The organism is Hydrogenophaga aromaticivorans (assembly GCF_013387465.1).
Taxonomy (GTDB): Bacteria; Pseudomonadota; Gammaproteobacteria; order Burkholderiales; family Burkholderiaceae_C; genus Hydrogenophaga; species Hydrogenophaga aromaticivorans.
Genome location: NZ_VYGV01000003.1, coordinates 1 through 18,613, shown reverse-complemented (window position 1 = coordinate 18,613; position 18,613 = coordinate 1). Strand labels below are relative to the sequence as shown.

Here is an 18,613-nt window from a genome sequence, read left to right as displayed (position 1 = left end):
AATCTCTGTTGTTGTCTCTGTTGTTCTTCGATGACGGGGTGGCTCACTTCTCGGTGTCCACCAGACCCTTGACGAACCAGCGCTGCATGAGCATGACGACCAGCGCCGGCGGGATCATGGCCAGCACGGCGGTGGCCATCACGATGTTCCAGTCGGTGGCGGCGTCGCCGCCGCTGATCATGCGTTTGATGCCGATCACCACCGGGTACATGCTCTCTTCGGTCGTCACCAGCAGCGGCCAGAGGTACTGGTTCCAGCCGTAGATGAACTGGATCACGAACAACGCGGCGATCGAGGTGGTGGACAGCGGCAACAGCACGTCCTTGAAGAAGCGCATCGGGCCCGCGCCGTCCATGCGCGCGGCTTCCACCAGCTCGTCGGGCACGGTCAGGAAGAACTGGCGGAACAGGAAGGTGGCGGTGGCCGAGGCGATCAGCGGCACCGTGAGGCCGGCGTAGGTGTTGAGCAGGCCCAGGCTGGCCACCACCGCGTAGGTCGGCCCGATGCGCACCTCCACCGGCAGCATCAGGGTGACGAAGATCGCCCAGAAGAACAGCATGCGGAACGGGAACCGGAAGTAGACGATGGCAAAGGCCGACAGCAGCGAGATGGCGATCTTGCCGATCGCGATCACCAGCGCGGTGATCAGGCTGACCATCATCATGCGGCCCACAGGCGCGTTGGAGGCGGCGCCCATGCCGGTGCCCTGCAACGCGGCGGTGTAGTTCTCGATCAGCTGGTTGCCTGGCAGCAGCGACATCGGCGCGTGCACGATGGCTTCGGCCGTCTGGGTGGAGGCCACGAAGGTCAGGTAGAGCGGGAAGCCGACCACCAGCACGCCGAGGATCAACACGGCGTGGGACAGCACGGTCAGGCCTGGGCGGCGTTCGATCATCAGTATTGGACCTTCTTCTCGACGAAGCGGAACTGCACCACGGTGAGCGCAATGACGATCACCATCAGCACCACCGACTGCGCCGCCGAACCGCCGAGGTCCAGCGCCTTGAAACCGTCGTAGTAGACCTTGTAGACCAGGATCGCGGTGTCCTTGCCCGGACCGCCCTGGGTGGCCGCGTCCACGATGGCGAAGGTGTCGAAGAAGGCGTAGACCACGTTGATCACGAACAGGAAGAAGGTTGTGGGCGAGAGCAGCGGGAACTGGATGGTCCAGAAGCGCCGCCAGGGGTGCGCGCCGTCGATGGCCGCGGCCTCGATCAGCGACTTCGGAATGCTCTGCAGGCCGGCCAGGAAAAACAGGAAGTTGTAGGAGATCTGCTTCCAGACCGAGGCCAGCACGATCAGGGTCATGGCATGGGTGCTGTTGAGCAGGCTGTTCCACTCGATGCCCAGGCCGCGCAGCGCGTACGACACGACGCCGATGGACGGCGCCAGCATGAACAGCCACAGCACACCGGCCACGGCCGGGGCCACCGCGTAGGGCCAGATCAGCAGCGTGCGGTAGATCAGCGTGGCCTTGACCACGCGGTCGGCGAACACGGCCAGCACCAGCGAGATGCCGATGCCCAGCCCCGCGACCAGCACGGAGAACACCGCGGTGGTCTGGAACGAGGCCAGGTAGGTGTCGTCCTTGAGCAGGTTTTCGAAGTTCTGCAGCCCCACCCACTCGGTCGAGATGCCGAAGGCATCGGACTGCTGGAACGACTGCAGCAGCGCCTGCGCTGCCGGCCAGAAGAAGAACACCAGGATGACAATCACCTGGGGCGCCAGCAGCGCCCAGGGGAGCCAGCCGGAGCGGAACACGACGCGTTTTTCAGAAGCCATGCGGGCCGTGGTGCAGGTGGTTGGGTTGGATCGCCCCGCGCACTGTCAACGGACGCGAGGGAGTGGGGGGCGGCGGTGCAGGCCGCCCGCAGGACTCAGTTCTTGTTGGCCGCCTCGAATCGCACCAGCAGCTCGTTGCCGCGCTTGACCGCGCTGTCCAGCGCTTCCTTGGCGGACTTCTTGCCGGCCCAGACCTGCTCCAGCTCCTCGTCCTCGATCGCGCGGATCTGCACGAAGTTGCCCAGGCGGATGCCGCGCGACTTGTCCGTGGTCTTGCGGATCATCTGGTTCACGGCCACGTCGGTGCCAGGGTTCTGTTTGTAGAAGCCCGCCTTCTCGGTGGCTTCGAACGAGGCCAGCGTGATCGGCAGGTAGCCGGTACGCTGGTGGCTCTTGGCCTGGATCTCGGCGTTGGTCAGGTAGTTGAAGAACGCGGCCACGCCCTTGTATTCGGGCGCCTTCTTGCCGGCCATGACCCACAGCGAGGCGCCGCCGATCACGGTGTTCTGGGGCGCGCCGGCCACGTCGGGGTAGTACGGCAGCGGGGCAATGCCGAAGTCGAACTTGGCGTTCTTCTTGATGCTGGCGTAGGTCGACGACGAGGCGGTGGCCATGGCGCACTCGCCCGAGTAGAACGGCGCGTCGGCGGCGTTGCCGCGGCCGCGGTACACAAACAGGCCCTGCTTGGCCATGTTGGCCAGGTTCTCGATGTGGCGCACGTGCAGCGGGCTGTTGAAGTTCAGGCGCGCGCTGGTGCCGCCAAAGCCGTTGCCCTTGGTGGCGAACTCGGTGTTGTGCCAGGTGGAGAAGCTCTCCAGCTGGGTCCAACCCTGCCAGCTGGTGGTGAAGGGGCAGCTCACGCCCGAGGCCTTGAGCTTGGCGGCGGCCAGCACCACTTCGGGCCAGGTCTTGGGCGGGCTGTTCGGGTCCAGGCCGGCCTTCTTGAACAGGTCCTTGTTGTAGTTGAAGACGGTGGTCGAACTGTTGAGCGGGAAGCTCAGCATCTGGCCATTGGGGGCGGTGTAGTAGCCCACCACGGCCGGGATGTAGGCCTTGGGGTCGAACTTGTAGCCGGCATCGGCCAGGACCTTGCCCACCGGAACGATGGCGCCTTTGGCGGCCATCATGGTCGCGGTGCCGACCTCGTAGACCTGCAGGATGTGCGGCGCATTGCCGGCGCGGAAGGCCGCCACGGCGGCCGGCATGGTTTCGTCGTAGGTGCCCTTGTACGTGGGCACAATCTTGTATTCCTTCTGGCTGGCGTTGAAGCCATTGGAGAGGTCCAGCACCCAGTCGTTGAGGCCGCCGGTCATGGAATGCCACCACTGGATTTCGGTCTGCGCGTGGGCTGGGCCGCTCATGAGGGTGGCGAGGGCCAGCAGGCCGGAGAGGGGGATGAATGGCTTGCGCATGAAGTGCTCCTGTTTGGGCGTACGGAAAGCCGCAGGGTATCGGCCCCGTGTGACAAAACCATTGCACATGCGTTTCCAGGGTGTGACAACAGGGGTTTCCACGAGGGGGGTGGGTGTATGTTGCGCTGCGGTACCATCTTGGGTTCTGTACTGTCATGCTGGCGACTGCCACACACATGAACGCTCCCACGCCGCTTTCGCTCCTCGTTACCGCCGCCGACGACGCGCCACGCCTGCGCGAGATTCCGTACAACTACACCTCCTTTTCGGACCGAGAAATCGTGCTGCGGTTGTTGGGCGAGCGGGCTTGGGGGCTGCTGGACGAGTTGCGCGCCGAGCGCCGCACCGGGCGTTCCGCACGCATGTTGTACGAGGTGTTGGGCGACATCTGGGTGGTGCAGCGCAACCCCTATCTGCAGGACGACCTGCTGGACAACCCCAAGCGCCGCGCCGCGCTGGTGGAGGCTTTGCACCACCGCCTGGGTGAGGTGCAGAAGCGGCGCACGCCGCAGGACGATGCCGCGCGCGACACCCTGGTGGCCGAGCTGCTCAGCGCCGCCCGGGCCGCGGTCGACAGCTTCGCCCGCTCGTTCGAGGACATGGCCGCCTTGCGCCAGCGCGCCACCAAGGCGCTGCGCCGGCTGACGGCCAAGGACAACATCAAATTCGACGGCCTCTCGCGTGTCTCGCATGTGACCGATGCGACCGACTGGCGTGTGGAATACCCGTTCGTGGTGCTCACCCCAGACACCGAGGCCGAGATGGCCGAGCTGGTGCGTGGCTGTTTCGAACTCGGTCTGACCATCGTGCCGCGCGGCGGCGGCACCGGCTACACCGGCGGCGCGATCCCGCTGACCTGGAAGAGCGCGGTGATCAACACCGAAAAACTCGAAGCCATGACCGAGGTGGAGTTCGTGGCCGTGCCCGGCCACGCCGAGCCACTGCCCACGATCTGGACCGAGGCTGGCGTGGTGACGCAGCGCGTGGCCGATGCGGCCGAGCGCGCCGGCCATGTGTTTGCGGTGGACCCGACCTCGGCCGAAGCCTCGTGCGTGGGCGGCAACATCGCCATGAACGCCGGTGGCAAGAAGGCCGTGCTCTGGGGCACGGCGCTGGACAACCTGGTGAGCTGGCGCATGGTGACGCCGCAGGCGCAGTGGCTGGAAGTCACGCGCCTGGACCACAACCGCGGCAAGATTCACGATGCCGAGGTCGCCACCTTCGAATTGAAGTACTTCGAGGCCAACGGCAAGACGCACGTGCGCACCGAACAGTTGGTGATCCCGGGCTCGACCTTCCGCAAGGAAGGCCTGGGCAAGGACGTGACCGACAAGTTCCTCGCCGGCCTGCCGGGCATCCAGAAAGAAGGCTGTGACGGCCTGATCACCAGCGCGCGCTGGCTGGTGCACCGCATGCCCGAGCACGTGCGCACCGTGTGCCTGGAGTTCTTCGGCAACCCCAAGGACTGCGTGCCGTCCATCGTGGACATCAAGGACTTCATGTTCGGCGAGATGAAACGCCCCGGTGGTGCCATCCTGGCCGGCCTGGAGCACCTGGACGACCGTTACCTCAAGGCCGTGGGCTACGCCACCAAGAGCAAGCGCGGCACCTTGCCCAAGATGGTGCTGGTGGGCGACATCGTGGGCGACGACGCCGATGCCGTGGCCCGCGCCACCAGCGAGGTGATCCGCCTGGCCAACGGCCGCAGCGGTGAAGGTTTCGTGGCCATCAGCGCCGAAGCGCGCAAGAAATTCTGGCTCGACCGCAAGCGCACCGCGGCCATCAGCAAGCACACCAACGCCTTCAAGGTGAACGAAGACGTGGTGATCCCGCTGCCGCGCATGGGCGAGTACACCGAGGGCATCGAGCGCATCAACATCGAGCTCTCGCTGCGCAACAAGCTCAAGCTCTGCGAAGCGCTGGAAGCTTTCTTCACCCGCGGCCAGTTGCCGCTGGGTAAGACCGACGACGCCAACGACATTCCCAGCGCCGAGTTGCTGGAAGACCGTGTGCAGCAGGCGCTGGCGCTGGTGCGCGAAGTGCGCTCGCTCTGGGCCGGCTGGCTGCGCGACGTGGAAACGCTGTTCCCGCAGTTGCAGGACCACCGCTTGCGCGCGAGCTGGAAGACGCAGATCCGCGCGCCCCTGCAAGGCATCTTCACCGGCGCAGCGTTCGGTCCGATCCTGGCCGAATGCACGGCCATCCATCAGCGCGTGCTCAAGGGCCGGGTCTGGGTGGCGTTGCACATGCACGCCGGTGACGGCAACGTGCACACCAACATCCCCGTCAACAGCGACGACTACGAGATGCTGCAGACCGCGCACGAAGCGGTGGGTCGCATCATGGTGCTGGCGCGCAGCCTGGACGGGGTGATCTCGGGTGAACACGGCATCGGCATCACCAAGCTGGAATTCCTGACCGACGACGAGCTGCGTCCCTTCGCCGAGTACAAGGCCAAGGTGGACCCGGAAGGCCGCTTCAACAAGGGCAAGCTGCTGCGTGACCTGTCGGGCGTGCAAGGCCTCGCCGCTGACACCAGCCTGCGCCGCGCCGACCTCTCCAACGCCTACACCCCCAGCTTCGGCCTGATGGGCCACGAGTCGCTGATCATGCAGCAGAGCGACATCGGCGCCATCGCCGATTCGGTCAAGGACTGCCTGCGCTGCGGCAAATGCAAACCGGTTTGCGCCACGCACGTGCCGCGCGCCAACCTGCTCTACAGCCCGCGCAACAAGATCCTGGCGACCTCGCTGCTGGTCGAGGCCTTTCTGTACGAAGAGCAGACGCGCCGCGGCATCAGCATCAAGCACTGGGAAGAGTTCGAAGACGTGGCCGACCACTGCACGGTCTGCCACAAGTGCCTGAGCCCGTGCCCGGTCAAGATCGACTTCGGCGACGTGACCATGAACATGCGCAACCTGTTGCGCAAGATGGGGCAGAAAAGCTTCCGCCCGGGCAACGCCGCGGCCATGTTCTTTCTGAACGCGACCAACCCCGAGACCATCAAGTTCATGCGCTCGGCCATGGTCGGCGTGGGCTTCAAGGCCCAGCGCATGGCCAACAACGTGCTGAAGCTCGCCGCGCGCAAGCAGACCAGCGCACCGCCCGCCACGCTCGGGCCCGCGCCGATCAAGGAGCAGGTGATCCACTTCATCAACAAGAAGATGCCGGGCGGCCTGCCCAAGAAGACGGCGCGCGCGCTGCTGGACATCGAGGACAAGGACTACGTGCCCATCATCCGCAACCCGGTGGGCACCACGGCCGAGACCGAGGCGGTGTTCTATTTCCCCGGCTGCGGCTCGGAGCGCCTGTTCAGCCAGGTGGGGCTGGCCACGCAGGCCATGCTCTGGCACGCGGGCGTGCAGACCGTGCTGCCGCCGGGCTATTTGTGCTGCGGTTACCCGCAGCGCGGTTCGGGACAGTTCGACAAGGCCGAGAAGATCATCACCGACAACCGGGTGCTGTTCCACCGTGTGGCCAACACGCTGAACTACCTGGATATCAAGACCGTGGTGGTGAGTTGCGGCACCTGCTACGACCAGCTGCAGGGCTACGAGTTCGACAAGATCTTCCCCGGCTGCCGCATCATCGACATCCACGAATACCTGCTGGAAAAAGGCATCACGCTGCCGGCCGGGCAGGGCGGTTACCTGTACCACGACCCCTGCCACACGCCCATGAAGCTGCAGGACCCGATGAAAACGGTCAAGGCTTTGATGGGCGACAACGTGGTCGAGAGCAAGCGCTGCTGCGGCGAGAGCGGCACGCTGGGTGTGACCCGGCCCGACATCTCCACCCAGATCCGCTTCCGCAAGGAGGAAGAGATCAAGAAGGGCGAGGCGCAGCTGCGCGCCGCCGGTACCGTGGGCGCCCAGGCCAACATCAAGATGCTGACCTCGTGCCCGAGCTGCCTGCAGGGCCTGACGCGCTACGGCGACGACCTGAACAACGGCCTGCTCGAAGCCGACTACATCGTTGTCGAGATGGCCAACCAGATTCTGGGCAAGGACTGGTTGCCCGAATACGTGGCGCAAGCCAACCAGGGCGGCATCGAACGCGTGCTGGTCTGATCACAGTCAACCAACCGGAGACAGCCATGGCAGGACTCGACAAAAACACCCCGACACCGCAGGACATCACGGTGCACAGCCAGTCGCGCGTGCTGCAGGTGAGCTTTTCAGATGGCAGCGACTTCCGCATCCCGTTCGAACTGATGCGGGTGTTTTCGCCTTCGGCCGAAGTCCAGGGCCACGGCCCGGGCCAGGAAGTGCTGCAGACCGGCAAGCGCGAGGTCGGCATTCTGGCGCTGGAGGCTGTGGGCAACTACGCGGTGCAGCCCACGTTCAGCGACGGTCACGACAGCGGTATTTATTCGTGGGACTACCTGTATTTCCTGGGCAGCCAGCAAGACGCGCTGTGGGCCGACTACCAGCAACGCCTCCTCCAGGCGGGGGTTGACCGCGACGCCGCCATGCCGGAGAAAGCAGGCTCGGCCTGCGGAAGCCACTCACACTAGGAACGGATTGCGCCATGGCATCTACCCATTTCGGTTTCAAGACGGTTGACGAGCGTGAAAAAGCGCAGCACGTGCGCAGCGTGTTCGATTCGGTCGCACCCAAATACGATGTGATGAACGACCTCATGTCGGCCGGCCTGCACCGCATCTGGAAGCACTACACCCTCACCGTGGCCAACCCGCAGCCAGGCCAGCAGGTGCTGGACATCGCGGGCGGTACGGGTGACCTGTCACTGGCTTTTGCCGCCAAGGTTGGCCCTACAGGTCGCGTGGTGCACACCGATATCAACGAGGCCATGTTGCGCGAAGGCCGCAACCGCCTGCTGGACAAAGGGGTCGTGCTGCCCACCATGGTGTGCGATGCCGAGAAGCTGCCCTTTGCCAGCGAGTCGTTCGATTTTGTGTCGGTGGCCTTTGGCCTGCGCAACATGACGCACAAGGAACTTGCACTGGCCGAGATGCATCGCACCCTGAAACCGGGTGGCAAATTGCTAGTGCTGGAGTTTTCCCGGGTGGCCAAACCGCTGGAGAAGGCTTATGACTGGTACTCGTTCAACATCCTGCCGAAGCTGGGCAAGCTGGTGGCCAACGACGAGCACAGCTACCGCTACCTCGCCGAGTCCATCCGCATGCACCCGGGGCAGGAGGAATTGCGACAGATGATGAAGTCGGTGGGATTCGGGCATGTGGACGTGCACAACCTCAGCGCCGGTGTGGTGGCCTTGCACGTGGGCATCAAGTGTTGATTCAGTGGGTTTTTTACGTCAATTGAGGGATGGAACAATGAGCAGGTTGTGGTCGGTACTGTTGGTCTGCGCGATGGCGCTGGGGGCGCATGACGCCTCGGCCAAGCGCATGGGAGGTGGTTTGTCCATCGGCAAACAGTCGGGCAATGTGACCCAGCGCTCCTCGGTGCCTGCGACCCAGCCAGTCACGCCGCAGCAGGCGCCCGCTCAAAACGCAGCGACCCGACCCACCACACCGGCGCCCGCCGCAGCCGCCCCCAAGCGCCCCTGGGGCGCCATGCTGGGTGGCCTGGCCGCCGGTCTCGGCCTGGCCTGGCTGGCTTCCTCATTGGGCCTGGGTGAGGGCTTTGCCCAGTTCCTCATGCTGGCTTTGCTGGCGGTGGTGGTGATCGCCGTGATCCGCATGGTGATGCGCCGGGGTTCAGCGGCCGCCAAACCGTCCGGGCTGGTCTACCAGGGTGCGGGTGCCTCGGACCTGGCGGCGACGCCGCGGGGTTACAGCCCGCAGAACGTGGGCAATGACGCGTCGGCCCGTCCTTGGGAGAGCGGTGGCCCGGCGGGTGCTGGTGGTTCCATGATCGGTTCGGCGCTGGCGGGTTCCCCCTCCTGGGGCGTGCCCAGCGACTTCGACGTCGAAGGTTTTCTCAAGGCGTCCAAGACCAACTTCGTGAACCTGCAGGATGCCTGGGACCGGTCCGACATTCGCAGCCTGCGGGCCATGATGACCGACGGCATGCTGGAGCAGATCAAGAGCCAGCTGGCCGAACGCGAGCAGACCAGCGGCAGCAGCGTCAACAAGACCGATGTCGTGATGCTCGAAGCCCAGTTGCTGGGCATTGAGGAACTGGACGACGGTTACATGGCGAGTGTGGAGTTTTCCGGGATGATCCGGGAAGACGCTTCGGCCGGCCCCAATCCGTTCCGCGAAGTCTGGAACATCACCCGGCCCAAGAGCGGTTCGGGCGGCTGGCTGGTGGCCGGGGTTCAGGCGCTTCAATAACGGCGCCTTGGCGGGATGGTCCCGCGTTATCCGTCAAAATCGGGGGGTCATGAAAAATGTACCCCCCGATTTTTCGTCCGGCGCCGACAGCGGCAGCCGATCGCCACTGGGCTTTTTGCAGTCCCTGCTGGGCAGCATCCGTCCGCCCGACTGGGTGGTGGACGAGTTGCAGAACCGCCTGGTGCTGTTCCTCAACCACGTGCTGATGCAGGAGCCGCAGGCGCAAGAACGTCTCAAGCGCCAGAAGGGCAAACCGGTGCGGGTGCAGTGGGGCGACTTCCACCTCACGCTCGCCGCCACGCCCGCCGGTCTGCTGGAGCGTCCGGTCGCGGGTGCCCAGCCTGAGCTCACGGTGACCCTGACCCAGACCTCGCCGTTTGCGCTGGCCCAGAGCGTGATCGCGGGCGACAAGCCGGGCGTGGACATCCAGGGTGACGTGCAGCTCGCCGCCGAAGTCGCCTGGCTGGTGGACAACGTGCGCTGGGAACTGGAAGAAGACCTGTCCCGCGTGGTGGGCGACGCCACCGCGCACACGCTGAGCCGGTTTGCGCGCGCAGGTGCCCAGGCTGTGAAGGCTTTTGCCGCGCGCCTGCCCGAAGGCTTCCCGCCACGTCCGCCCTTCGCATCGCCAGTTGGCTCCGCGCCCGAAGCGGCCGCGCCGGCAGCGAATGCGGGTACGCCGGGCGGTGGCGGTGGTGCCGCATGACGCGTCTCTTTCGCGGCGCTTTCATCGTCTGGGTGGTGCTGCGCTACGGGCTCGATGAGCTCGTGCTGTCCAGCTTCCGGCACCCCACGCTGCGGCTGCTGACCCGCCTCGTCTCCATCGGCCGCAACCTGGACAGCCCTCGCGGCCAGCGGCTGCGCGAGGCGCTGGAGCGGCTGGGTCCGATCTTCGTCAAGTTTGGCCAGGTGCTCTCGACCCGGCGCGACCTGTTGCCGCCTGACATTGCCGACGAACTGGCCCGCCTGCAGGACCGCGTGCCGCCCTTCCCCAGCGCCGTGGCGGTGGCCACGATCGAGCGCGCGTTCGGCAAGCCGCTGGACGCTGTGTTCACCCACTTCGAGCAGGTGCCGGTGGCCAGTGCTTCCATCGCGCAGGTGCATTTCGCGACCTTGCGCGATGGCCGCCATGGTGGGCGCGAGGTGGCGGTGAAGGTGCTGCGACCCAACATGCGGCCGGTGATTGAAAAAGACCTGAGCCTCATGCGCACGATGGCGGGCTGGGTCGAAAAGCTGTCGGCCGACGGCAAGCGACTCAAGCCGCGCGAGGTGGTGGCCGAGTTCGACAAGTACCTGCACGACGAACTCGACCTGCTGCGCGAAGCCGCCAACGCCGCCCAGCTGCGGCGCAACATGCAGGGGCTCGACCTCGTGCTGATCCCGGAGATGCTCTGGGACTACTGCCACACCGAAGTGATGGTGATGGAGCGCATGCATGGCCTGCCGATCAACAAGGTGGACGAGTTGCGCCGCCGGGGTGTGGACATCCCGAAACTGGCGCGTGACGGCGTCACCATCTTTTTCACCCAGGTGTTCCGCGACGGCTTCTTTCACGCCGACATGCACCCGGGCAACATCCAGGTCAGCGTCGATCCGGCCACGTTCGGACGCTACATCTCGCTCGATTTCGGCATCGTTGGCACGCTGACCGAGTTCGACAAGGAATACCTGGCGCAGAACTTCACGGCTTTTTTCCGGCGCGATTACAAGCGCGTCGCCGAGCTGCACATCGAAAGTGGCTGGGTGCCGGCAGACACCCGGGTGGACGAGCTGGAGTCGGCGATCCGTGCGGTCTGTGAGCCGTACTTTGACCGCCCGCTGAAAGAAATCTCGCTGGGCATGGTGCTGATGCGCCTGTTCCAGACCTCGCGCCGCTTCCAGGTGGAAATCCAGCCGCAACTGGTGTTGCTGCAGAAGACGCTGTTGAATATCGAGGGATTGGGCCGCGATCTGGATCCGGAGCTGGACCTCTGGAACACCGCCAAGCCGTTTCTGGAAAAGTGGATGGTGGAGCAGGTCGGACCGCAGAAGCTGTTGCAGCAGCTCAAGGCCGAGGCGCCGCACTACGCCAAGCTGCTGCCTGCGCTGCCGCGGCTGGTGCACGACTTCCTGCAGCACAAGCCGCACGAACTGCGGCGCGAACTCGATGAGCTGCTGGCCGAACAGCGCCGCACCAACCGCTTGCTGCAGGGGATCGTCTGGGGCGGGGTGGGCTTCCTGATGGGTCTGCTGTTGATGCAGGTGCTCACGCGGGTGCGACTCTGGTAGACGCTGCCGGTGGTGGCCCTGGTTTTGCGGTCCTTGTGCATCCGGAAACCACCCCCAATTTATAATGACGGGTTTTGTTCTTCTACCCTTCGGATCGGGCTCGACGGGCCGGGTGTGATTCCCACCCGCTGCCCGTTTGTCCTCCGAAGCGATCCCGGCTCTCATGCAGCCGGTCACCTACAGGTTCCGCCATGCCGATTTATGCCTACAAGTGCGCGTCCTGCGGCCATGCCAAGGACGTGCTGCAAAAGATGTCCGACGACCCGTTGAGCGTCTGCCCGGCCTGTGGCCAGGCCAGTTTCCAGAAGCAGGTCACCGCCGCCGGCTTTCAGCTCAAGGGCTCGGGCTGGTACGTGACCGACTTCCGCGGAGGCAACGGCGGCAAGGCCGCACCGGCCGTGGCGGGGGCCGACAGTGGTGCCAGCGCACCGGACACGGCTGCCAAACCGGCGGGTGAGGCCGTCGCCAGTCCGGCACCCGCCACCAGCACAGCGACCACAACGACACCCGCTGCGGCTCCGGCAGCCAGCTCGACCCCCACCTCTTCGACCTGAGTTCGCTCGCAATGCCTTCCTTGCGCAAATGGCTGCTGGCTGGCCTGCTGGTCCTGGTGCCCCTGATCATCACCCTGTGGGTGCTGGACTGGGTGGTGGGCACACTCGACCAGACGCTGCACATCCTGCCGCAGAGCTGGCAACCCGACCAGCTGTTCGGCTTTCACATCCCTGGCCTGGGTGTGATCTTCGCGCTGGTGGTGGTGCTGTCCATCGGGGCGCTGGCTTCCAACATCATCGGCAACAAGCTGGTGGACTGGTGGCACGCGCTGCTGCACCGCATTCCGGTGGTGCGATCCATCTATTCCGGTGTCAAGCAGATTTCCGACACGCTGTTTTCCGAGAAGGGCAATGCGTTTCGCAAAGCGGTGCTGGTCCAGTGGCCGCATGCCGGCATGTGGACCATCGGTTTCCAGACCGGTGCGCCCAGTGGCGAGGTCCTTGCACACTTGCAGTCCCAGCCGGGCCGCATCGGCGATCACGACGAATTCCTGAGTGTGTTTGTGCCCACCACGCCCAATCCCACGGGCGGCTATTTCGTGATGGTGCGCCGCAGCGATTGCCTGGAGCTGCAGATGAGCGTGGACGAAGCGCTGACCTACATCGTCTCCATGGGCGTGATCGCGCCCGGTGCCCCCAAAAACACCTTCCCCAAAGTGGCAGCGCCCGGCGCGACCACCCACCCGACCTGATGACTCCCCGCCGTGCAACACGGCGAACCTGCTGAAAGAAGAACCGATATGGCCATGCGCTCCCACTATTGCGGTCTGGTGACCGAAGCCCTGCTGGGCCAAACCGTGCAACTTTGCGGCTGGGTCAACCGCCGCCGCGACCATGGTGGTGTGATCTTCATCGACCTGCGCGACCGCGAAGGTTATGTGCAGGTGGTCTGCGACCCGGATCGCGCCGAGATGTTCAAGACCGCCGAAGACGTGCGCAACGAGTTCTGCGTGCAGGTCACCGGCCTGGTGCGCGCACGTCCCGAGGGCACCACCAACGACAACCTGAAGAGCGGCAAGATCGAAATCCTCTGCCACGAGCTCAAGGTGCTCAACCCATCCGTCACGCCCCCATTCCAGCTGGACGACGACAACCTGAGCGAAACCACACGCCTGACGCACCGCGTGCTCGACCTGCGTCGCCCCTACATGCAGAACAACCTGATGCTGCGCTACCGCGTGGCGATGGAAGTGCGCAAGTTCCTCGACGCCAACGGTTTCATCGACATCGAAACCCCGATGCTGACCAAGAGCACACCCGAAGGCGCGCGCGACTACCTCGTGCCCAGCCGCGTGCACGACGGTCACTTCTTCGCGCTGCCGCAGTCGCCTCAGCTGTTCAAGCAGTTGCTGATGGTGGCGGGCTTCGACCGCTACTACCAGATCACCAAGTGCTTCCGCGACGAAGACCTGCGCGCCGACCGCCAGCCCGAGTTCACGCAGATCGATATCGAGACCTCGTTCCTGACCGAGGAAGACATCCGCGACATGTTCCAGGGCATGATCAAGACCGTGTTCCAGAACACCCTGGGCGTGGACCTGGGTGAGTTCCCGGTCATGGCCTACAGCGAAGCCATGCACCGCTTCGGCTCCGACAAGCCTGATTTGCGCGTCAAACTCGAATTCACCGAGCTCACCGACGTGATGGCCGACGTGGACTTCAAGGTTTTCAGTGCACCCGCCACCATGAAGAACGGCCGCGTGGTCGCCCTGTGCGTGCGCGGCGGTGCCGAAATCAGCCGCAGCGAGATCGACGCCTACACCGAGTTCGTCAAGATCTACGGCGCCAAGGGCCTGGCCTGGATCAAGGTCAACGAAGTGGCCAAGGGCCGCGATGGCCTGCAGAGCCCGATCGTGAAGAACCTGCACGACGCAGCCGTGGCCGAAATCCTGAAACGCACTGGTGCGCAGGACGGCGACATCATCTTTTTCGGTGCCGACAAGGCCAAGGTGGTGAACGACGCCATCGGCGCGCTGCGCCTGAAGATCGGCCACAGCGAACTGGGCAAGAAAAACGGCCTGTTCGAAGCCCGCTGGGCCCCGATGTGGGTGGTGGACTTCCCGATGTTCGAGCACGACGAAGAAGCCGACCGCTGGACCGCTGTGCACCACCCCTTCACCGCGCCGAAAGACGGCCATGAAGACTGGATGGTCACCGCGCCCGAGAAGTGCATCGCCAAGGGCTACGACATGGTGCTCAACGGCTGGGAAATCGGTGGTGGCTCGGTGCGTATCCACACCGCCGCGGTGCAGCAGAAGGTGTTTGACGCGCTGAAGATCACGCCCGAAGAAGCGCAGATCAAGTTTGGCTTCCTGCTCGACGCGCTGCAGTACGGCGCACCGCCTCACGGTGGCCTGGCCTTCGGTCTGGACCGCATCGTCACGCTGATGACTGGCGCCGACTCGATCCGCGACGTGATCGCCTTCCCCAAGACCCAGCGCGCCCAGTGTCTGCTGACGCAGGCGCCATCGTTGGTGGATGAAAAGCAGCTGCGCGAACTGCACATCCGCCTGCGCAACGTGGACCTGGCCAAGCCGGCCTGATCCCTGGACGCGTCAGCAGGAAAGAAGGGCGGCACAGGCCGCCTTTCTTTTCGGGTTTTCGGTGATGCCGCCTGTTGCAGGTGCTGTATCGAAACGTACGGCACCGCTCCACTTGGTTGGGGGTTTGTTAGGATGGCTTTTTGAAAGGAGCCTATCCATGAGCAAGAACGCCCAAGATACCCTGGCCAACAAAGAGAAGCTGGTCGCTGACCTGCAGCGCGTCATTACCGACGCTGAAGAACTGATGGCGGCTACCGCCCACCAGACCGAAGGCAAGGTGGTGGAGTTGCGCGAGCGCATCAACGAAAACCTGCGCCAGGCCCGCCACAAGCTGCTGGACGCTGAAGATGCGATCAAGGAAAAGACCCGCGAGATGGCGCGCGCCACCGACGACTACGTGCACGAACACCCTTGGCGAGCCGTGGGCACTGCCGCTGGCATCGGCCTGGTGATCGGCCTGTTGATCAGCCGGCGTTGAACGGAAGGGGCATGTCTGCACCTCCGACCCGCTTGTCGGCCTCGCTCAAGGGGCTGACCGCCACCGTGCTGGAACTGCTCCAGCTGCGGCTGGAGTTGCTCAGTGTGGAAGCGCAAGAGGAGGTGCTGCGCGTTGGTGGCCTGCTGGTCTACGGCGCCGTGGCGGTGGCCTTCCTCAGTCTGGGGCTGGGCTTTCTGGCCATGCTGATCACGGTGGCGCTATGGGACACCCATCGCCTGCTGCCACTGGCGGTGTTCGCGGGGCTGTTTCTCGGCTTCGGCGGCGTTGCGGCCTGGCTGGCTCGCGAGCGGGTGCGCACCGGCACCAAGCTGTTTTCGGCCACCGTCGTAGAACTCAAGAAAGACCGCGAGGGATTGCGCTCATGAGCACCGTGCCGGGTTGCCCCAAGCAAGCTCGCAGAACGAAGGCGCTTCCATGAACGCCAACGAGCCCGACCGCCGCGAACAGCTGGCTCGCAGGCGCGAGTTGCTGGTGCAGCGGTCCGGGCAACTGCGCCGGGAGGTGGTTGAACAACTGCAGGTGGTGGAGCCCGCGTTGATGTGGGCCGACCGCCTGCAGGACGCTTGGCGTTGGTTGCGCGCGAATCCGCTGGCGGTGGCGGGCGCCGCGCTGACTGTTGCGGTTTGGCGACCGCGTCGCTCACTGGCGCTGGCACTGAAGGTGTGGTCGGCGTGGCGGCTGTTGCGGCGCGCCCGCTCGGTCGGCAACGCGTCACTCAGCCTGCTCTGACCCGCGCGTTGATGCGCCCGAAGATTCCCCAATCAGTGCTGGTCGTGATCCACACACCGGCGCTGGAGGTGCTGCTGATCGAACGCGCCGACGCGTCGGGATTCTGGCAGTCGGTCACGGGTTCAAAAGATGCCGAAGACGAGCCGTTCGAGGCCACGGCGGTGCGCGAGGTATGGGAAGAGACCGGACTGGATGCGCGTGCTCCCGGTCATGTGTTGACGGACTGGGCGCTGGAAAACGTCTATGAGATCTACCCGCAGTGGCTTCACCGTTACGCGCCGGGGGTGACGCACAACACAGAGCGTGTCTTCGGCCTGTGCATTCCGCAGCCAGTGACCGTGAACCTCAATCCGCGGGAACACCGTGCGCAGCGCTGGTTGCCGCTGCTGGAGGCCGCCGACCTCTGCTTTTCGCCGTCCAACGCCGAAGCGGTGTTGTGCTTGCGATCCAGACTGTGCTGAATCAATGGACTGGGCGTAAGGACTTGGCAGCGCGGTGCGATGCGCACGTCACTGAGTCAAAAGTTACGAAAAACCTTAAAAATTTGAACTTTACTGCTTCAGTTGGCGCCGCCTGGTGCCTCTTTTGGTAACCTCGCACCCAAAACTAAAGTAACAAATAGGACTACTAGTTACTTTTGGTTGCGCTAGAACCTCCACTGAGCAGCATGAACAAGTCACACAAATCGATCTGGAACGAATCCTTGGGAACCTACGTGGCTGCGGCGGAAACCGCCAATGCCACGGGACGAAAGACATCGTCCGGTCGCAAGGCGCGGCGCGTTCCACTGCGAGCACATGCGGGTCAGCTGGCGCTGGAGCAGCGCATTGTTTTTGATGCGGCCCTGCCAGCCACGTTGGTGGAGGCCCAGGCCGAAAACGCGGCGGGACCGGATCCTGTGCTGGCTGAGCTGGATCAACTGGAGGCTGAAGACGCGGAGGTTGACGCTGCTGCTGTGCAGGCGGCGGTGGAGACAACCGAACCGGTTTCTGATGGGCCGGAAGCCGCAGCCGCGGTGGATGAAGATGAGGCAGAGACAGGGGAGGCCGTGGCGGTTGCCGAGACTGGGTCCGAAGCAGCGATTGACGACAGTCTCGAGGCGCCGGTGGCGGAGGAGCCTTTGGATGGCGTCACTGAAACTGAAATGGCCGAGGCGGTTGAACCCGAGCGTACGGAGATCATTTTTGTCGATTCGATCGCCGAGGGCGTCACGGAATACCTGGACACGCATCCCGGCGAGGTCTATGTGCTCGATCCGGATCGTGACGGTGTTGAGCAGATTGCCGAAATTTTGCGAGACCGGGAAGGGGTGGACGCGATCCATATCGTCAGTCATGGAACCGATGGGCAGCTTTTCCTGGGATCTGGCACGCTGAACACGGGCACCCTCGCGAACGCCTACGGCGATGAAATGGATGTCATAGCCGCGGCCCTGAGTGATGACGCGGACATCCTGATCTACGGTTGTGACGTGGCGTCCACCGAGGCAGGTGTTGAGCTGATGCAGGGCTTGTCCGATGCAACGGGTGCCGATGTGGCCGCGTCCACCGATGCGACCGGGGCGGCGGAGTTGGGTGGTGACTGGGTGCTTGAGGCCCAAGCCGGTCAGATTGATACGGACGCCCTGGACATTGCGGCTTGGCAAGGTTTGCTGGGCACATCGATCTCCATCACGGGCGCCAATGTCACCAACACCGGGCTGGGCTTTACCACCGTTGCCTACAACCGGGACGGTTCGGTGGGAACGGTTGCTGTGAGAACCGGCACGCCCCCCGGCTTCGGGGTGGCTGCTACCCAACTCAGTGGAGACCCGGCAGAGATCGGTGAGCAGGGTGGGCAAGCTGAGCGCCTTGAGATCACTTTCGCGGGCACGGTAACCAGCGCGAACGTTTGGTTGGCCTGGCAGAACCCCAGCGAATCCGCTCTGGTGAACTTCTACAGGGGTACAACCCTGGTTGGTTCGTGGTCACGAACCGGTGGTACCGATACGATCGACGGACCGTTCACGATGACTGCAACGGGAGGTGTTCCGTTCGATCGGATGGTGTTCACGGTTCCCACCAGCAACGCGTTCGCCGAAGACGACTACCTGGTCAACCGGGTTGACTTCGTGCTCATGCGTCCACCGGTGGCCCAGAACGATGCCTTCACGACAAATGAAGACGTGACAGTCAGCGGCAACCTGTTTGCCAACAACGGCAATGGGATCGACAGGGACCCTGATGGCGACAGCTTCTCGGTGACGGCTCACACCAATCCGGCCAACGGCACAGTCGTCGTCAACCCTAACGGCAGCTTCACCTATGCGCCCAACGTCGACTTCTACGGTACGGACAGCTTTACCTACACCATAACCGATGCCGACGGTGGTACCAGCACGGCCACGGCGACCATCACGGTCACGCCGGCCAACGACCCACCGTTGGCGGTGGACGATGCGATCACCGTTGCCGAAGACACGCCGTTCACTTCCATCGTGGATCTGGACGCCAACGACACCGACCTGGATGGCGACAGCCTGACCGTGGTGCCCGGAACGTTCGCGACCACCGCAGGTGGGACCA

17 protein-coding genes are annotated in these 18,613 nt (G+C 64.3%); 14 read left to right on the top strand and 3 right to left on the bottom strand.

Features of this window, described 5'->3' with window-relative positions:
* Nucleotides 1-43: 43 nt before the first annotated feature.
* The 3 genes from ugpE to ugpB all read right to left on the bottom strand — a co-directional run bounded on the left by ugpE (nucleotide 44) and on the right by ugpB (nucleotide 3,194).
* A complete protein-coding gene (gene ugpE / locus F3K02_RS02105; RefSeq protein WP_177132840.1) occupies nucleotides 44-895 on the bottom strand; it encodes a sn-glycerol-3-phosphate ABC transporter permease UgpE in 852 nt (283 codons plus the stop codon).
* Nucleotides 895-1,782 carry a sn-glycerol-3-phosphate ABC transporter permease UgpA gene (gene ugpA, locus F3K02_RS02100; protein ID WP_177132838.1) on the bottom strand — a complete coding sequence of 296 codons (888 nt, stop codon included), beginning with the start codon at nucleotides 1,780-1,782 and terminating at the stop codon, nucleotides 895-897. Before ugpA ends, ugpE begins: the two co-directional genes overlap by 1 nt.
* Before the next feature lie 95 nt (nucleotides 1,783-1,877).
* Nucleotides 1,878-3,194: a sn-glycerol-3-phosphate ABC transporter substrate-binding protein UgpB gene (gene ugpB, locus F3K02_RS02095; protein ID WP_177132836.1), complete on the bottom strand. Its 1,317-nt coding sequence runs from the start codon at nucleotides 3,192-3,194 to the stop codon at nucleotides 1,878-1,880.
* A 176-nt stretch (nucleotides 3,195-3,370) separates the two neighbouring features.
* Here ugpB and F3K02_RS02090 point away from each other — a divergent pair, with 176 nt between their 5' ends.
* From F3K02_RS02090 to F3K02_RS02025, 14 genes are all read left to right on the top strand, one after another.
* Nucleotides 3,371-7,264 (top strand): DUF3683 domain-containing protein, encoded by a 3,894-nt coding sequence (locus F3K02_RS02090; protein WP_177132834.1) that lies wholly within the window; start codon nucleotides 3,371-3,373, stop codon nucleotides 7,262-7,264.
* Nucleotides 7,265-7,290: 26 nt separating this feature from the next.
* Nucleotides 7,291-7,710, top strand: coding sequence for a gamma-butyrobetaine hydroxylase family protein (locus F3K02_RS02085; protein WP_177132832.1), 420 nt, complete (start codon nucleotides 7,291-7,293; stop codon nucleotides 7,708-7,710).
* 14 nt (nucleotides 7,711-7,724) lie between these two features.
* Nucleotides 7,725-8,456 carry a bifunctional demethylmenaquinone methyltransferase/2-methoxy-6-polyprenyl-1,4-benzoquinol methylase UbiE gene (gene ubiE / locus F3K02_RS02080; RefSeq protein ID WP_177132829.1) on the top strand — a complete coding sequence of 244 codons (732 nt, stop codon included), beginning with the start codon at nucleotides 7,725-7,727 and terminating at the stop codon, nucleotides 8,454-8,456.
* 37 nt (nucleotides 8,457-8,493) lie between these two features.
* Nucleotides 8,494-9,456 (top strand): Tim44 domain-containing protein, encoded by a 963-nt coding sequence (locus F3K02_RS02075; protein WP_177132828.1) that lies wholly within the window; start codon nucleotides 8,494-8,496, stop codon nucleotides 9,454-9,456.
* Nucleotides 9,457-9,505: 49 nt separating this feature from the next.
* Nucleotides 9,506-10,162 (top strand): ubiquinone biosynthesis accessory factor UbiJ, encoded by a 657-nt coding sequence (locus tag F3K02_RS02070; protein WP_177132826.1) that lies wholly within the window; start codon nucleotides 9,506-9,508, stop codon nucleotides 10,160-10,162.
* On the top strand, nucleotides 10,159-11,724 hold the full coding sequence (gene ubiB / locus F3K02_RS02065; protein WP_177132824.1) for a ubiquinone biosynthesis regulatory protein kinase UbiB: 1,566 nt from the start codon (nucleotides 10,159-10,161) through the stop codon (nucleotides 11,722-11,724). The genes F3K02_RS02070 and ubiB overlap by 4 nt, the downstream gene beginning before the upstream one ends.
* A gap of 191 nt (nucleotides 11,725-11,915) precedes the next feature.
* Nucleotides 11,916-12,278: an FmdB family zinc ribbon protein gene (locus tag F3K02_RS02060; protein WP_177132822.1), complete on the top strand. Its 363-nt coding sequence runs from the start codon at nucleotides 11,916-11,918 to the stop codon at nucleotides 12,276-12,278.
* An 11-nt stretch (nucleotides 12,279-12,289) separates the two neighbouring features.
* Entirely contained in the window at nucleotides 12,290-12,970 is a 681-nt protein-coding gene (locus F3K02_RS02055) for a DUF502 domain-containing protein (RefSeq protein ID WP_177132820.1), read from the top strand.
* Nucleotides 12,971-13,018: 48 nt separating this feature from the next.
* The gene (gene aspS, locus F3K02_RS02050; RefSeq protein WP_177132818.1) at nucleotides 13,019-14,821 is read left to right on the top strand and encodes an aspartate--tRNA ligase; all 1,803 of its coding nucleotides are present in this window, start codon (nucleotides 13,019-13,021) and stop codon (nucleotides 14,819-14,821) included.
* A 157-nt stretch (nucleotides 14,822-14,978) separates the two neighbouring features.
* Nucleotides 14,979-15,299: an ElaB/YgaM/YqjD family protein gene (locus tag F3K02_RS02045; RefSeq protein WP_177132816.1), complete on the top strand. Its 321-nt coding sequence runs from the start codon at nucleotides 14,979-14,981 to the stop codon at nucleotides 15,297-15,299.
* A gap of 11 nt (nucleotides 15,300-15,310) precedes the next feature.
* Nucleotides 15,311-15,685: a phage holin family protein gene (locus F3K02_RS02040; RefSeq protein WP_177132813.1), complete on the top strand. Its 375-nt coding sequence runs from the start codon at nucleotides 15,311-15,313 to the stop codon at nucleotides 15,683-15,685.
* Between the two features lie 49 nt (nucleotides 15,686-15,734).
* The gene (locus F3K02_RS02035) at nucleotides 15,735-16,049 is read left to right on the top strand and encodes a YqjK family protein (protein WP_177132811.1); all 315 of its coding nucleotides are present in this window, start codon (nucleotides 15,735-15,737) and stop codon (nucleotides 16,047-16,049) included.
* Between the two features lie 11 nt (nucleotides 16,050-16,060).
* The gene (gene nudB / locus F3K02_RS02030; protein WP_177132809.1) at nucleotides 16,061-16,510 is read left to right on the top strand and encodes a dihydroneopterin triphosphate diphosphatase; all 450 of its coding nucleotides are present in this window, start codon (nucleotides 16,061-16,063) and stop codon (nucleotides 16,508-16,510) included.
* A gap of 206 nt (nucleotides 16,511-16,716) precedes the next feature.
* The coding region (locus F3K02_RS02025; RefSeq protein WP_177132807.1) for a DUF4347 domain-containing protein at nucleotides 16,717-18,613 on the top strand (1,897 nt) is incomplete at its 3' end.

What these genes read in the sequence shown, in the direction of transcription:
- ugpE (WP_177132840.1), bottom strand. Translation starts at nt 895, where the DNA reads ATGATCGAACGCCGCCCAGGCCTGACCGTGCTGTCCCACGCCGTGTTG.
- ugpA (WP_177132838.1), bottom strand. Translation starts at nt 1,782, where the DNA reads ATGGCTTCTGAAAAACGCGTCGTGTTCCGCTCCGGCTGGCTCCCCTGG.
- ugpB (WP_177132836.1), bottom strand. Translation starts at nt 3,194, where the DNA reads ATGCGCAAGCCATTCATCCCCCTCTCCGGCCTGCTGGCCCTCGCCACC.
- F3K02_RS02090 (WP_177132834.1), top strand. Translation starts at nt 3,371, where the DNA reads ATGAACGCTCCCACGCCGCTTTCGCTCCTCGTTACCGCCGCCGACGAC.
- F3K02_RS02085 (WP_177132832.1), top strand. Translation starts at nt 7,291, where the DNA reads ATGGCAGGACTCGACAAAAACACCCCGACACCGCAGGACATCACGGTG.
- ubiE (WP_177132829.1), top strand. Translation starts at nt 7,725, where the DNA reads ATGGCATCTACCCATTTCGGTTTCAAGACGGTTGACGAGCGTGAAAAA.
- F3K02_RS02075 (WP_177132828.1), top strand. Translation starts at nt 8,494, where the DNA reads ATGAGCAGGTTGTGGTCGGTACTGTTGGTCTGCGCGATGGCGCTGGGG.
- F3K02_RS02070 (WP_177132826.1), top strand. Translation starts at nt 9,506, where the DNA reads ATGAAAAATGTACCCCCCGATTTTTCGTCCGGCGCCGACAGCGGCAGC.
- ubiB (WP_177132824.1), top strand. Translation starts at nt 10,159, where the DNA reads ATGACGCGTCTCTTTCGCGGCGCTTTCATCGTCTGGGTGGTGCTGCGC.
- F3K02_RS02060 (WP_177132822.1), top strand. Translation starts at nt 11,916, where the DNA reads ATGCCGATTTATGCCTACAAGTGCGCGTCCTGCGGCCATGCCAAGGAC.
- F3K02_RS02055 (WP_177132820.1), top strand. Translation starts at nt 12,290, where the DNA reads ATGCCTTCCTTGCGCAAATGGCTGCTGGCTGGCCTGCTGGTCCTGGTG.
- aspS (WP_177132818.1), top strand. Translation starts at nt 13,019, where the DNA reads ATGGCCATGCGCTCCCACTATTGCGGTCTGGTGACCGAAGCCCTGCTG.
- F3K02_RS02045 (WP_177132816.1), top strand. Translation starts at nt 14,979, where the DNA reads ATGAGCAAGAACGCCCAAGATACCCTGGCCAACAAAGAGAAGCTGGTC.
- F3K02_RS02040 (WP_177132813.1), top strand. Translation starts at nt 15,311, where the DNA reads ATGTCTGCACCTCCGACCCGCTTGTCGGCCTCGCTCAAGGGGCTGACC.
- F3K02_RS02035 (WP_177132811.1), top strand. Translation starts at nt 15,735, where the DNA reads ATGAACGCCAACGAGCCCGACCGCCGCGAACAGCTGGCTCGCAGGCGC.
- nudB (WP_177132809.1), top strand. Translation starts at nt 16,061, where the DNA reads ATGCGCCCGAAGATTCCCCAATCAGTGCTGGTCGTGATCCACACACCG.